Annotated in this window: 11 protein-coding genes; 2 read left to right on the top strand and 9 right to left on the bottom strand. The window is 63.8% G+C overall.

The genetic code is table 11. The features are described from left to right. Positions 1–23: 23 nt before the first annotated feature. A complete protein-coding gene (locus BAUR9175_RS12170) occupies positions 24–1,826 on the bottom strand; it encodes an ABC transporter ATP-binding protein (protein WP_101583926.1) in 1,803 nt (600 codons plus the stop codon). Further along, the gene (locus tag BAUR9175_RS12165) at positions 1,823–3,517 is read right to left on the bottom strand and encodes an ABC transporter transmembrane domain-containing protein (protein WP_257944329.1); all 1,695 of its coding nucleotides are present in this window, start codon (positions 3,515–3,517) and stop codon (positions 1,823–1,825) included. The genes BAUR9175_RS12170 and BAUR9175_RS12165 overlap by 4 nt, the downstream gene beginning before the upstream one ends. Before the next feature lie 62 nt (positions 3,518–3,579). On the opposite strand from BAUR9175_RS12165, the gene BAUR9175_RS12160 reads away from it, so the two are divergent. Continuing rightward, positions 3,580–4,461 (top strand): oxidoreductase, encoded by an 882-nt coding sequence (locus BAUR9175_RS12160; protein WP_069599536.1) that lies wholly within the window; start codon positions 3,580–3,582, stop codon positions 4,459–4,461. A 34-nt stretch (positions 4,462–4,495) separates the two neighbouring features. Here the strand turns inward: BAUR9175_RS12160 and BAUR9175_RS12155 are convergent, their stop codons facing one another. The 7 genes from BAUR9175_RS12155 to BAUR9175_RS12120 form a co-directional block, all read right to left on the bottom strand. Next, entirely contained in the window at positions 4,496–5,386 is an 891-nt protein-coding gene (locus tag BAUR9175_RS12155) for a GntR family transcriptional regulator (protein WP_083248655.1), read from the bottom strand. Positions 5,387–5,429: 43 nt separating this feature from the next. Continuing rightward, positions 5,430–6,455, bottom strand: coding sequence for a 4-hydroxythreonine-4-phosphate dehydrogenase PdxA (gene pdxA / locus BAUR9175_RS12150; protein WP_009881587.1), 1,026 nt, complete (start codon positions 6,453–6,455; stop codon positions 5,430–5,432). After that, complete coding sequence (locus tag BAUR9175_RS12145; protein WP_069599535.1) at positions 6,452–7,744, bottom strand: four-carbon acid sugar kinase family protein; 1,293 nt, start codon at positions 7,742–7,744, stop codon at positions 6,452–6,454. The genes pdxA and BAUR9175_RS12145 overlap by 4 nt, the downstream gene beginning before the upstream one ends. Continuing rightward, positions 7,741–8,772, bottom strand: a complete 1,032-nt coding sequence (locus tag BAUR9175_RS12140) for a 2-keto-3-deoxygluconate permease (protein ID WP_069599534.1) — start codon at positions 8,770–8,772, stop codon at positions 7,741–7,743. The genes BAUR9175_RS12145 and BAUR9175_RS12140 overlap by 4 nt, the downstream gene beginning before the upstream one ends. Positions 8,773–9,227: 455 nt before the next feature. After that, on the bottom strand, positions 9,228–10,424 hold the full coding sequence (locus tag BAUR9175_RS12130; RefSeq protein ID WP_101557048.1) for an acyl-CoA dehydrogenase family protein: 1,197 nt from the start codon (positions 10,422–10,424) through the stop codon (positions 9,228–9,230). Between the two features lies 1 nt (position 10,425). Then, the gene (locus BAUR9175_RS12125) at positions 10,426–11,652 is read right to left on the bottom strand and encodes a CaiB/BaiF CoA transferase family protein (RefSeq protein WP_219618409.1); all 1,227 of its coding nucleotides are present in this window, start codon (positions 11,650–11,652) and stop codon (positions 10,426–10,428) included. Positions 11,653–11,676: 24 nt separating this feature from the next. Next, positions 11,677–13,389, bottom strand: a complete 1,713-nt coding sequence (locus BAUR9175_RS12120; RefSeq protein WP_101583924.1) for an acyl-CoA dehydrogenase family protein — start codon at positions 13,387–13,389, stop codon at positions 11,677–11,679. 125 nt (positions 13,390–13,514) lie between these two features. On the opposite strand from BAUR9175_RS12120, the gene BAUR9175_RS12115 reads away from it, so the two are divergent. Beyond that, positions 13,515–14,411 (top strand): LysR family transcriptional regulator, encoded by an 897-nt coding sequence (locus BAUR9175_RS12115; protein ID WP_101583923.1) that lies wholly within the window; start codon positions 13,515–13,517, stop codon positions 14,409–14,411. Positions 14,412–14,420: the final 9 nt, after the last annotated feature.

Here is a 14,420-nt window from a genome sequence, read left to right as displayed (position 1 = left end):
GTCCACGCGCCCCGGCCGCAACATCACGCCGACCACGCCGACCACAGTTGGGCGTAACGGCCACCTGCCGCGACCAACTCCTCGTGCGGGCCCTCTTCGACGACCCGTCCGTGCTCCATGACGAGAACCCGGTCAGCGGTCTCGGCTTGGCTGAGGCGGTGGGCGACGACGAGGGCACCACGTCCGGCGAGGGCGGAACGGGCAGATGCTTCGAGCACGTGAGCACCGGCGGATCCGGCCTCCGCGGTCGCCTCGTCGAGGATCGCGAAGTCGGGGTCGGCAAGCACCAGCCTGGCCAGGGCGATCGACTGGTCCTCAACGGCGCTGAGGCGTGTGCCGCCGTCACCGACCTCGGTGTCCAGCCCGTGCGGCAGTGCGGTGGCCCAGCTGGCACCGACCGTGTCCAATGCCGCGATGATCTGCTCATCCGTGGCCGCCGGGACCGGCAGCGCCACGTTCTCACGCAGGGTCCCGGTGAACGTGTGCACCTCCTGGGCGACCATCGTGATGTGCCCGCGCAGCCTGTCGTCGGGCAGCTCGGTCAGTGACACCGACCGTTTCGTCTCCCCCGCCGAGGTGGTTGTGCCCCTGGCGAGTTCAGCTCGGCCGCGGGTGGGTGCGGAAAGTCCCGCAGCGATCCGGGCCAGCGTCGACTTCCCGGCCCCGGTGGTGCCGACGACGGCGACGACCTCACCGGGGTTCAGACGCAGACTCACACCCTTGAGGACATGATTGCTCGATTCGGGATCCTCATCGTAGGAAAACCATAGGTCCTCCAGCACCAGGGCAGGACGGTCGATGCTGATGTCGTTCGTCCGCCTCGGCGAGCTTGCTGCCTCATCGATGACGCCGACCATGCGGGTCAGTGAGGCACCTGCGGATTGGACCTGGTCGAAGAGGCCGACCAGGGCACCGATCGGGTTGAACAGGCGGTGGAAGACCAGGGCCGCGGTGGTCACGGCACCAGCGGTCGTCTCCCCGAAGTAGACGAGGGCGAATCCGGCGATGAGGAGCAGAGAGAGCACAACAGCCTCGGCGCGGTTATTGCGTGAGAAGGCGCGGGTGAGGAAGCTGAATACGCCGATCGAGAGGTCCCGGGCCTGCCCTGAGGCGGCGTCGATGCGGGAGAGCTCCCCGGACTCCGCACGGTAGGCACGCAGGGTTCGGGCACCGGTGAGTCCACCGAGGAGACGTCCGGCGCGACGCCCGAAGGCAGCGCGCTCCTCCTTGTAGAGCGGTTCCGACCTGGGCAGATACCAGCGCAGGGTGAGCCAGTACATCGGCAGGGCGACGAGGCCGACGATGCCCAGGCGCCAATCGATCGCGGCCAGACCGACAGCGGAGACGATGACGATGAGGAGTGATTCGACGACGAGTGGCAGCACCTGCGCTGCGGCCTCACTGATCTTGCGGGAATCGTCGGCGACCCTCGAGACCAGGTCACCCGTTCCCGTCGATTCGATGCGCTGTGCTTCGAGGGTGAGCGCGGAGTCGACGACCTGTGTGCGCAGGTCTGCGACGACGGGCATCGCGATATGGGCCAGCGCCCACGCGCCGATCCAGGTGCCCAAGGCCATGACCACGCCCGCGATGGCCACGGCGATCGCGCACGTGATGACGACATCTGAGCCGGCTCCGGCAGGGAGTTCGTCGACGAGGCGGCCGATCGCCCACGGTCCCACGAGTCCGGCACCGGCGTTGGCGATTCCGGCGAGGATGAGGACGATGAGCCAGTTCCAGCGGGCGCGCAGCAGCGGAGCCAGATGGGCGAATGAGCGACGCCGAGAGGCGATCGCCAGTGTGGTCTGAGGAGACTGTTCACTCATCGGGTCACCGCGTTTCGGTAGGCTGCGGCGGCGTCTGCAGCAGAGTCGTCCGCGGCGGCGAGGAGCTCGGCGTGCTTGCCCACGAGGCTGGGGCCGGTGGTGGGCACGAACACGACCGAGTCGGCGGCCGCGAGGAAGGCCGGTGAGCTGGTGAAGATGAGCGTGGCGGCACCACCGCGTGAGCTGCGCAGGTCCTGAAGGCCGGAGGCTATGCGTGCTTCGGTGACGGCGTCGACCGCGGTCGTGGGTTCGTGGAGGATAAGGACCTGCGGGTCGGCGTGCAGGGCCCTGGCCAGGGCCACCCTTTGGCGCTGACCACCGGAGAGGTTGCCGCCGAGTTCCTGGATGCGGTGGTCGAGTCCATTCTCGACGAGACCAAGGAGTTCGTCGACACCCGAGGCGGCCAGCACCTCGGCGCTCACAGGGGCCTCGCCGGCACCCGGGATCATGGTGATGTTGGAGCGGATGGTGCCCTCGAACAGGTCGACCGTGTGCGGTGAGACGAGCATCTGCCCCACCGTGGTACCGCGGGCGTGGGTGCTCAGGGCGGCGAGAAGCGCCGACTCCGGTGCGGGGTCCTCTGTGACGATGCAGGTCAGGGTGCCGAAGTTGGTGGTGACGTCGACCGTGCGCTCCTCCCCCACGGACCAATCGCGGATGCTGATCGCCTCGTCGTCGATATCGACGGTCGGTGCTGGTGCGTCCGACGGTGCTGTCGTCGGCTCGGCATCGTCTATGTCGTTCAGCAGTTGGGTGATCCGTTGGGCTGCTCCGTGGGATTGGGCGAAGAGGCCGACGATCTCGGCCAGCGCGCGCATCGGTTCGGTGAGGAATGCGGTCATACCGAGGATGCCGATGAGTGCGCCCACGCTCATCTGTCCGTCGATGAGGCGCAGGCCGGCGACGATGAGGACGATGGCGAGCACGACCGACATGACGAGTGCTCCGAGGCCGGCGAGGCGGCCGGTCCTCTCACCGGTGGCGATGCCGGCGGTCGCGGCCTCGTCCGAGGTGTGACGGTAGCGGTCCACGGCCCAGGTTTCTCCGCCCATGGCCTTGATCACGCGCAGCCCGTGCATGAGGTCGGAGGCCGACCGGCCGGCTCGCGCCACGGCCTCGAGCTGTGCGTTGGCCTTGGTGGACACGGATCGTCCGGGCAGGGCAACGATGAGCAGCCCGATGGGCACTGCAATGAGGACGACGAGTCCGGTCACGGGGTCAGCGATGAGGAGGAAGACGGCGGCCGTGATCATGCCCAGCACCGAGGCGATTCCTCGTCCCAGCTGGGCGAAGGACTGGGCTGCCGTGTCCGCGTCTGCCGAGGCGATCGAGAGGACCTCACCGGAGGCGCGGTCGGGTGGAAGGTTCGCCGAGGTGAGAGCTGCGTGGGTGATTTCCACGCGCAGGGCGTGCGCCTCATGTTCGCGGGCAAAGTTGCACAATCGTGCACCGAATCTGTAGCCGAGGCTGAGCACGGTGAAGAGCAGGGCGATGCCGAGGATGGAGACGAGGAGCATCGGGAGGGAGAGCGGGATGATCGCGACGTCGACGACGATGCCGATGGCCACGGGGACGAGTGCCTCACAGACCTGCCACAGCGACATCGTGATGACGCCGGGAAGCAGGAAACCGAGCCGCCGGCGGACGGCTCTGCGGAGAAGCATCGAACCTGATGAGGGAGTCTGCGGCACGAAGGCTACCCTAACATTTTGCGAGGAGTCATGAACGTCTCACTTGGGCTTACGATGGCCTTATGGGCAATAGGCTCGATGGCAACATCGCATCAGCGGCTGACCGCACCATCGTCATCACCGGTGGCAACAGCGGAATCGGCCGAGGCACAGCGTCCATGCTTGCGGGCATGGATGCACATGTCGTGCTGGCGGTGCGCAACCTGGACAAGGGACGGGCCGCGGCGAAGTCGATGCGCGGACCTGTCGATGTGCGAGAACTCGACCTCGCCGATCTCGCCTCGGTGCGTGCCTTCGCCGAGGAATTTTCCGACCCGATCGACATCCTCATCAACAATGCGGGGATCATGGCCCCGCCCCTGGGGCGCACTGCTGACGGGTTCGAATCCCAGTTCGGCACGAACCATCTGGGCCATTTCGCCCTGACAAACCTGCTTCTTCCCCAGATCCGAGATCGGGTGGTCACCGTGTCCTCGATCGGACATCGAATGGGGACCATCGACTTCGATGACCTCAGTTGGGAACGCAGACCGTATAAGCCGATGCCGGCCTACGGGCAGTCAAAGCTGGCGAACCTCCTCTTCACCTCCGAACTCCAGCGCCGGCTCACCGAGGTGGGCTCGTCCGTCATCGCGACCGCTGCCCATCCGGGTCTGGCGGCGACGAACCTCTACCGACTGCAGGGCAACCGCCTGCTTGCGTCCGTCACCGAGGCTGTGATCGGTCTGATCTCGCAGGACGAGCAGCAGGGTGCGGTGCCGACACTGTGCGCAGCGACAGCCGACATCCCGGGCAACAGCTATGTCGGGCCGCGCCGTTTCAAGGAGACCTTCGGACAGCCGAAGCTCGTCGGCCGCTCTCGCGAGGCGCAAGACGCCGAGGTGGCACGGCGCCTTTGGGCTGTGTCGGAGGAGCTGACTGGGGTGGAGTTCCCCGAGCTCTGAAGCGGGCCACACCCTGATGATGAACTTGTCGCGCTCAGCCCAGCCGGCTCATGCGCTTCGCAAGATCATTCATCTGAGTAGCGATGGATCGTGCTGTTTCACTCAGATCGGTCGCATCAGCCGCACCGTTTTGCGGAAGTGAAGTCTGCTTCGGCGTCGATAAAAGTCGGCTTCCGGGGGGATCTGAAATCGCCTCAACGTCGAAGACCACACGATCAGCGCGATGCCAGGTGCAGAAGTACTCGATGGCATTGCCTTGGTCGTCACAACTGGTGCCTTCGAGCACCAGGAGCGGCGCGGCCAGCGGCACCGCGAGCGACGCGGACAATTCTGCCGACGCCGATACAGCCCGGACTTGACGATGGCCTGCTGTCACAGGGATTCCGAATCGCGCGCGCAGGGTCTCATGCAGAGACGAGTCCACCAGATCTTTCGCTTCGAGTCCTGGCACAAGGCTGAGCGGAAGCCAAGTATGAATAATGGCAATCGACTCGCCATCGACACTGCGGCGGCGGTTGAGCGCGAGCAGTTCTGAAGTGCCCAGCGCCTTTTGGGCACGTGGATCAGCTGCACGTTCGAGCGAGATGATCTCCGTCGTGACGGAATCGCCAGAGTTCGAGAATTGAGCGGAGAGGCCAGACATCTTCTGCACGGCCCGGTGGTGTTCATGCTGCGGAGCAACGACGCTGCCACGACCACGTCCGCGCTGGATGAGGTTGTCATTGGTCAATGCCGCCATCGCTTGTCGAACGACGGATCGTGAGATTCCGAACTTACCCTGGAAGTCTGCTTCCGTCGGCAGCCGCGTGCCCGGAGGAAGCGCACCTTCCGCTATGCCTTGCCGAATCACTTCGCTCAGCTGCCGGTGAAGAGGCTCGTCCCGCGAAGAATCGAGCACGCCCGAAGGTAGGCCATCGATCCACATTGTCGTTCCTCTCCATGCGCGCAGACTCAGCGTAACAACAGTCTCACATTGCTTGAGCCGCGTCCCAGACGACGCCCCATTCAGGTGCCAGAGTCGCAGCACGCTCGATCGACAGAACGAGACTGGCCTCGCGGGCGATGCCCTCTCCGGCAATGTCGAATGCGGTGCCGTGGTCGACTGAGACTCGCACAACCGGCAGACCGACGGTGATGTTGACTCCGTCATCACCATAGACGGCTTTGAAGGGGGCGTGTCCCTGATCGTGATAGCAAACGACCACGAGATTGTAGTTGCCACGCACAGCGGCCGGAATGAGTGCGTCTCCTGGCAGCGGGCCGACGACATTGAGTCCGTGTTCCTGTGCGGCCTCGACTGCGGGAGTCAGCACATCAGCGTCCTCATCACCGAACAGGCGGTTCTCACCTGCATGCGGGTTGAGGCCCGCGAGCCCGATGCGCTCTTCGGGTGTACCCATTGACTCTGCGAAGGCACCGGCCAGCTTGAGGACGCTCAAGGTGCGGTCGAAGGTGATGTTCTCAATCGCCTGCTTCATTGAAACGTGAGTAGTGAGGTGGAAGAAATAGAGATCGCCGGCTGAAAGTACGAGCGAATAGTCTTTGACGCCGAACTCATGTGCAAGAAGTTCAGTGTGACCGGGGAAGTTATGGCCTCCTGCGTGCATGGCTGCCTTATTCAGCGGTGCGGTGACGATTCCATCGACTTCACCTTCTCTGGCGAGGCGGCAGGCCTCAACGACGAAACGGTAGGAACCGTCTCCTGCTGCTGCACTGAGTTCACCGACACCAACCTCCGCGAGAGAAGGGCCCACCTGGATAACCTCGATGGTCCCGGGAATGTTCTTCGCCTCCCCCGGGGCGCTGATCTCACGCACTGCTTCAACGTCACCGCCGACGAATGCGACACCGCGCTTGACCGAGGCGATGTCACCGATGACAACCGGAGTGCACTTTGTGCGCAGATCATCATGGCCGAGAAGTGACTTCGCGGTGATCTCCGGTCCGATGCCTGCGACATCGCCGAGTGTGATTGCCAATACGGGGAGAGTCATTGCGTTGATCCTTCGTTGTTGTGCAGAAGCTCTGCTGCGATTTCTAAGACGTCTGATCGGCGGCCAAAGCCTCCGGCTTTTGTGATGACAGTTGCGCCATGGGCCCTGCCGCCCTCAATGGCCCCGATTGGCATACCTTCGCGCACCGTTGAGTGGATGCGCAGGCTCACGGCGCCGAGGCGGTTGAGCACGGCGCGTGCTCCTTCCCCGCCCAGCAGCATAAGACTTGTGGGAACGGAATCGCGCATCAGCGTTGCGGCCGCTCCGGCAAGCAGGTCGGCGACGAGGTCCGTGGAACTCGTCCTCTCCTCCGGGGCATCGACGATGACGATAGGGGTCGATGCTGTGGATGACACGGTCTCCAGCCAAGCAGACCGAGCCGCCTCGTCAGAGAGTGCGGTCAGATCGGGAGTCAGGACTGTAACCTCGGTGGCCTGAACTTCAGGGGGCTCGACGTCGACGAGGGCCTGCACCTGTTCTCGAGTGACAGTATGGAGTGAACTGGCGACGATGATGACTCGCTCGCATGTGCGGTCTGATTCGGCCGGGGCAACGAGGCCTGTCCCCCATTTGACAGCCAACGCGGCCGCGAGACCTGCCGACCCGACGGGGACGACGTCGTCACCGAATTCGACAGCCGCCTCGGCGATGACATCAAGATCTGCCGATTCACCGGCATCGATGATGATGATCGGCGAGGATGCCCGTGCAGTTCGGATCGATGCCACCAAAGCCGCAACCGTGAACGTTTCACCGTGCGGCTTTGTCACGGTGGCAGAACCGGGGAGAAGCTCGGAAAGAGAACTCGTCGACACTGGCGTGACGGGATCACGGCCAATCACAGTGTCCTGCACCGGCGTCCCGTTGACCAGCAGCTGTCCGTCGCTGACGGTGCGCCCCATGGCAGGGTAGGCCGGACAAACGAGGGCAAATGCTCCTGGATGATCTTGTTGCCAGGCTTCGAGAGCGCCATCTATTTGCGATGAGATCGTGCCTCTCATGGTTGAGTCGATCTTCAGGTAGAGGCGAGTCGCAGCATCGTGTCCTGACAACACGGCGGCACGTGTGCGATTCTGCGCCTCGGCTCGGGTGAGAGCTCGCGCATCGGTCACCAGTGCGCTGACGGCGCCAGGTTCCCGGTGCGTCACGCTGTCCTCAGACAGCAGGAGCTGTGTCTTCCACCCAGCGTAAGCGAACTGGACGGAAGAGTCCGTGGCTCCGGTGAGGTCATCGGCCACAACCACCACAGAAGGCGCATCGGGCGACTGAGGCTTAAGTTCTTGGGTCACAGTCCTTCAGACCTCAGGGGTGACGTGTCCTCGGCTCCCGATTCGGTGTCTTGTTTCTTGATTCCTCCCTGGCGCTTGAGCACCCAGGCTGCCAGCAGTGGAGCCAGGATTGCTGAGACGAGAACGGCGGAGGCGACCTGAGCAGTGGCAACTTCCATGTAGGGCTCGAAGGCCGGATCGGCCCCGGCAATAATGGCTGGCGTTGCGATCGCGTTGCCTGCGGTCGTTGCCGAGGCGATGCCGATGCCCGACTGGCTGCCACGGCGAAGAATCCAGCGGTATCCGAAGTAGGCAAGGGTACCGGTGATGACCGTGGCGATCGCGCCGACGACGAGACCGGAGAGTCCACCGGTGACGACATTGCCGAGGTCGATTCCGGTGCCGAGCGCGAAGGCGAAGAACGGAATGACCATGTTCGGGATCGGTCGCATGATCTCGGTCCACTTCGCGTCAAGGTTTCCGACGATGATGCCGATGATCAGAGGGATGACAGCCGCGAGCAGAAGGGTGTAGGGAATGTCGGCCAGACCGGCTGCTCCCAGGAAGAGCATCGAGAAGAACGGTCCGTCATTGATCGCCGACGCCATGTAAGCGCCGCGGTCGCGTGCGTCTCCATAGCGACCGGTGAAGGCAAGCCATAGTCCACCATTGCTGTTGTCCATCATGACGATGAGCGCCAAGATTGAGACGCCCAGAATTCCCTCGATGCCGACGAACTGGCCCAACAACACGACGAGGCCAGCTGGGATGATCGACTTCGTCAACAGGATCGTGCCGGTGGTCGCAAGCACGGGGCCCGAGGTTTTCAGGGTGATCTGCATGCCCGTTGCGAAGATGAGTATGCCGATGAGAGGCAATGCACTGTCGCGGAACAGCGCCGAGGTGAAGTTTCCCAGTTCGAGGAAGCCAGGGAAGAATGTTCCGACGATGGATCCCAGGATGAGCGGAATCAGCATGATGCCGCCAGGAATTCTGTTCATCCCGTCGAAAAGCGGAACGCGACTGGTGATCTGTGATTCGGCAGCCATGACGAATCCCCTTTGTGTGAGCAGTTGTGAGCACATAGTCGTCTATGTAGGTACTTAGTGTACGTACATATTTACGAAGCGGCAAGAGTCTCCTGCCGTGGCATGAGGTGCACGAGGCGAGTTGCGTCATCTCGTCTGTGCCCCTACCCAACTGCGATTGCTATCAGAACTGCTGTCGATCAGTGGGTGCGATCGCTGATCACCCGCGCCACCTCGCGCAGTACACTGGAAGTAAGCGCGAGGGGGCGATGATCATGGTCAGCGGGTGCCAATGGAGTTCGATCCGCAGCATGGAGAGCGCACAGCTGTTCGTGGACGAGGCTCGTATGCAGACGGAGCTGCGTGACGAGCGAGCACAGCGCCGGCGTGAGGCTTTCGACTATTGGTGGTCGCGTTTCCGAAGCCTCATCTGCAGATCCGCCTGATGCGACTCTGCCGCGCGTGGAAAGCTCGCCCTACCGGAACGCCTGCTCACCCGTGATGTGACGACCCAGAATCAGAGTGTGCACCTCATCGGTTCCCTCGTAGGTGCGCACCGATTCGAGGTTGTTTGCATGCCGCAGCGGTGAGTATTCGAGGGTGATGCCGTTGCCGCCGAGCATCGTCCGGGCTTCCCGGCAGATGGCGATGGCCTCTCTGCAGTTGTTGAGTTTGCCGACCGAGATCTGGACAGGGTCGAGCGTCCCGGCGTCCTTGAGGCGACCGGTCTGCAGTGCCACAAGAATCCCCTTCTGGATCTCGAGGACCATGTTCACCAGCTTCTGCTGGGTGATCTGATAGCCGGAGAGCGGCTTGTCGAACTGCATTCTCTCCTGCGCATACTTCAGGGCCACCTCGTAGGAGTCGCGAGCGGCGCCCATTGCGCCCCACATGATTCCGTAGCGGGCCTCATTGAGGCAGGAGAACGGCCCCTTGAGTCCACGCACATCGGGCAGGACAGCCTCGGCGGGCAGTTGGACATCGGCGATGTCGATATCGCACTGGATGGAGGCGCGCATCGACAGCTTCTGTTCGATCGGGGTCGCGGTGAAGCCTGCGGTGTCGGTGGGGACGAGGAACCCGCGGATGCCTTCGTCGGTCGCGGCCCAGATGACGGCGATATCGGCGATGGAAGCCAGGCCGATCCAGCGCTTGGCTCCGTTGAGGGTCCACGAACCGTCGTCATTGCGTGTTGCTGTGGTCGCCATCGATCCCGGGTCGGATCCGGCGGTGGGCTCGGTCAGGCCGAAGCAGCCGATGATCTCGCCCTTGGCCATGCCCGGCAGGTACCGGTTCTTCTGCTCTTCGGAACCGAACTTGTGGATCGCGGACATCGCCAGCGATCCCTGGACGGAGACGAAGGTGCGTAGGCCTGAGTCACCGGCTTCGAGCTCCATGGCTGCGAGGCCGTATTCGACGGCGGATCGTCCCGGGCAGCCGTAGCCGTGCAGGTGCATGCCTAACAGTCCGAGCTCGCCCATTTCGCGCACGATCTCGACGGGGAAGTGCGCGTTTTCATACCAGTCGGCGATGCTCGGACGGAAACGCTCATCGACGAAGGCTCGCACCTTGTCGCGAAGTTGGATCTCGACCTCGCTGAGGAGGCCTTCGAGGTTGAGGAGGTCGGACTTGTCGAGGTCGGCGGCGTCCTGCGCAGTGGCGGTCGTAGTCATTTCAGGCTCCTGTGGTGGCTGGGTGTGGGTGGTCGGCGGCGCCGAGGAAGTCGTGAGTATCGGCTCCGAGCTCCGGTGGCGCGGAGCGCACGGGTGGGCGGACTCCGTTGAAGTTGACGGGGAATGCCACCTGCCGTATTGGTCCGGCGGAGGGATGGTCGACCGTCTGGACCATCCCGAGGGCTTCGGTCTGCGGATCGGCATAGACCTCGTCGAGGTGTTTGATCGGTGCAGCGGGGATCTCGGTGGTCGAGAACCTCTCGCACCAGTGCTCGACGGTGTTCGTGCGCAGGGTGCGGGAGAGCTCCTCGTTGAGGTATTCGCGGTGCTCGACTCGACCGCGGTTGGCCGACAGGCGTTCGTCATCGCCGAGGTCGGGTCGCTCGATGGCGGTGCACAGGCGCTGCCACAGGGAGTCGTTGCCGATGGCGATGACGAAGTAGTCATCGGCGGCCCGATACGCCTGGTAGGGCACGAGGTTGGGGTGCCCGGATCCCAGCGCATGTGGGCGATTGCCGTCGGCGAAGTAGTTCGTCGCCCAGTTCACGTGCAGTGCCAGCTGTCCTTCGTAGAGCGAGGTCGTCAGGTATTGGCCCTTGCCGGTCCGGCTGCGTTCGAAGAGTGCGGAGACGATTCCGATGATGCCGAACAGCCCTGCACCCAGGTCACCCATGGCGAACCCGGCCTTCATCGGCGGTCCCCCTGCCTCACCGGTCAGAGACATGAGCCCACCGCGAGCCTGGGCGACCATGTCATAACCGGGTTCGTCGCGCATCGGCCCGTGATCGCCGTAGGCGGAGATGCGGAGGATGACGAGGTGCGGGAACTTCGCTGCCAGTTCCTTGTAGTCGAAGATCGTCTGCAGTGAGCTGCCGGGTCGGAAGTTTTCGACGAGGACATCGGCCTCGGCCAACAGCTCGTGAACCTGGGCCTGTCCTCGTTCGGATTTGAGGTCGATCGTCACGGACTTCTTGCTGTGGTTCGCTGCGTGGAAGTACGTGGCATCGGCACCGACCATGGGTGGACCCCAGGCACGAGTCGGGTCTCCCCCATCGGGGTGTTCGACCTTGATGACCTCGGCACCGAGGTCAGCCAGAGACATCGTGGCATAGGGCCCGGCGAGGATCTTCGAGAGATCGATGACGCGCACACCGGCAAGAGGGCCTGCGAAGGACCCACCTGCCGCGGTGCTCGTATCGGGCGTGGATTCTGTTTCTGTGGTTCTCACGACTTACTCCGGTGTTCTGTGACTTCAGGCCACGGGTGCGGGTGTGGGGACGACGTCGGTTGAGACAGCATCGCGGGGCACCGTTTCGCCATCGACGATGTCTTCGAAATGAGTGAGTGTGTCGACCACAGCATTCTCATCGGCAGTGATGTTGCTGCCGATGAAGGCCCTGGCGACGAGCAGCTTGCGGAAGTTGTCGTCACGGCTGACTTCGGCATCGGCCTGCTCGAGCAGCAGGGCAGCCATGATCAGGTGCGCCAAATCGTCGGCATAGCCGCCGATGAGCGCCTCGGCAGCATCCGACTCGACGCTCAGGATCACGTCACCGCGATCAACGATCGCCGTCCACCTGGTCAGGAGCTCACGGATCTCAGGACCCGCCTCGGCGAAGGTGATCGTGTTCAGTTTCTGCGTCATCGTCTCGGCCAGGAGCTGGTGCGTGTTCTGTTTGCGCATGCAGCGCAGGACATCGAGGGCGATGACGTTGCTTGAGCCCTCCCAGATCGAGCCGAGGTGGGAGTCGCGGACGAGGCGGGCGTCGGGGAATTCCTCGATGTAGCCGCGACCGCCACGGACCTCCATCGCCTCACCGGTGACGAAGCGAGCACGTTTGCAGATGTAATGCTTGGCCAGCGGCGTGAGTACGCGAATCTGCGCAGCCGCGGAAGCATCGCCGGCATCGGCCTTCTGGAGCATGTCACCGCAGTAGAAGACGAGCCCGAGCGCTGCCTCGGCATCGGCCTGCAGCGGCAGCAGAGTCATGCGCATCAGAGGTGCCTCGATAAGGGCCTTGCCGAAGACGACGCGCTGGCGGGCGTGGGCGAGCGCCTCGTTGATCGAGCGGCGCATGAGGGCGGTGGCGCGCATCGCGTTGGACAGGCGGGAGGTGTTGACCATCTCCGCCATCTGCCGGAATCCGCGCTCGAGCGCCCCGACCTGGACGGCATAGGCTCCGCTGAGGGTGACCTCGCCGCTGGGCATGGACCTGGTGCCGAGCTTGTCCTTGAGCCGGTCGATGACATAGGAGTTCTTCGTCCCGTCCGGGCGGTGCTTGGGCAGCATGAACAGTCCGACGCCGCGTGTGGTGTCATCGCCGCCGGGGAATCTGGCGAGGGTGAGGATGATGTCGGCGTCCGGGTTCGAGGCGAACCATTTGCGCCCGGACAGGGCCCAGTTCTCACCGTCGCGTTCGGCCACCGTCGAGGTCTGGGCGATGTCGGTGCCGGCGTGGATCTCGGTCATGAACATCGCTCCGGTGAACCGATGATCGGGATCGGTCGAGATCAGCCGGTCGATCGCCTCGGCGATCTGCTCTCCTTCGCCGAACTTCCGCAGGGTCCTCGCAGCTGCATCGGTCATCGATACCGGGCAGGCCAGACCGAACTCGGCTTGGACGAAGACGTAGGAGAGGATGTACTTCACCAGGTGCGGTGGCACGTCGTCCCAGCCGTGGAGTCCGCGGTGCGAGAGTGCGGAGAGGCCGTACTCCTCGTAGGCGGCCTTCTGCAGCTCCTGGTAGCTGTGGTGGTAGTCGATGGTGTCGACCCGGTCGCCTTCGCGGTTGAACTGCTCGAGCCTCGGCGGGTTTTTGTCCGCGACGTCGGCCAAAGGGGCGAGGCGCTGCGCGGCGTCGGCCCCGAGCGCAGTGAGCACCGGGGCGAGCAGCTCTCGATCTGCCGATTCAAGGTAGGACTCGATCAGCGGCTGCAGGGCGGGGTCGAGGTCGACGTAGTTCATGGTTCCTTACTGTTCCACTTGTATTACGCGGTGTCCAAGACGTAATATCATGGTTATTATTTGCAATTCATTATCAATGCTTGGCTGACAGTGGATAGAGCCGGTCAACGACGAAAGCGAGCACCATGGAGCTGCGGCACTTCTCGGCGTTCCTCGCCGTCGCGCAGGAGCTGCATTTCGGGCGGGCCGCGGAGACCCTGCACATCGCCCAACCGGCATTGAGCCAGATGATCCGCTCGCTTGAGAAGGACCTCGACGTGCAGCTGTTCGAACGGACCACGCGTCGGGTGCGACTGACATCCTCGGGTGAGGCGCTGATCGAGCCCGCTCGGTCGATCCAAGCGCAGGTCGAGGGTGCACGTCGCATCGCTCGTGCTGCGAAGGAGGGTGTGGTCGGCCGGGTGCGGATCGGGTTCGGCGGGACGAGCGGCTATTCGATCCTGTCCCTGCTCGCCAGGGAGGTCGCGCACCGGCAGCCGGGCATCAGCCTGGAGATGCACCCGCAGACGTATTCCGGTGAGTCGGCGCTGGCCGTTCGCGACGGGACCATGGATATGGGGATCATCTCCCCGCCGGCACCTGCGGGCATCGCCGTCCACGTCATCCGGCAGGAGCGGGTCATGGTCGCGGTCCCCACCAGCCACGAGCTCGCCGATGCGGAGAGCGTGTCGATGGCTGACCTGAAGGAGCAGCCATTCATCACGTATGCGCCGTCACACGGTTCGCAGGTGCGGGAGGCGATGATGCGCCTGGCCGATCAGGCCGGCTATCTTCCGCACATCGCGCAGGAGGCACCTGATCCCTACAGTCTGCTCGCGCTCGTGGGCGCGCAGGTCGGGATCGCGATCGTCGTCGAGTCCTCGAATCACATCCGCATCGACGGGGTCACCTATGTTCGTCTCGCCGAGGGTGGGGATGCGTTCACATTGGCGCTCGGTTGGCGCCGCAACAATCCCTCGAAGGCTCTGGCTCGGGTCGTCGAGATCGTGCAGGAGATCCTGCCCGAGGCGAGTGAGGGTTGAGGTGATGGA

The organism is Brevibacterium aurantiacum (genome assembly GCF_900169065.1).
Taxonomy (GTDB): Bacteria; Actinomycetota; Actinomycetes; order Actinomycetales; family Brevibacteriaceae; genus Brevibacterium; species Brevibacterium aurantiacum.
This window is presented reverse-complemented; position numbering and strand designations above follow the sequence as displayed.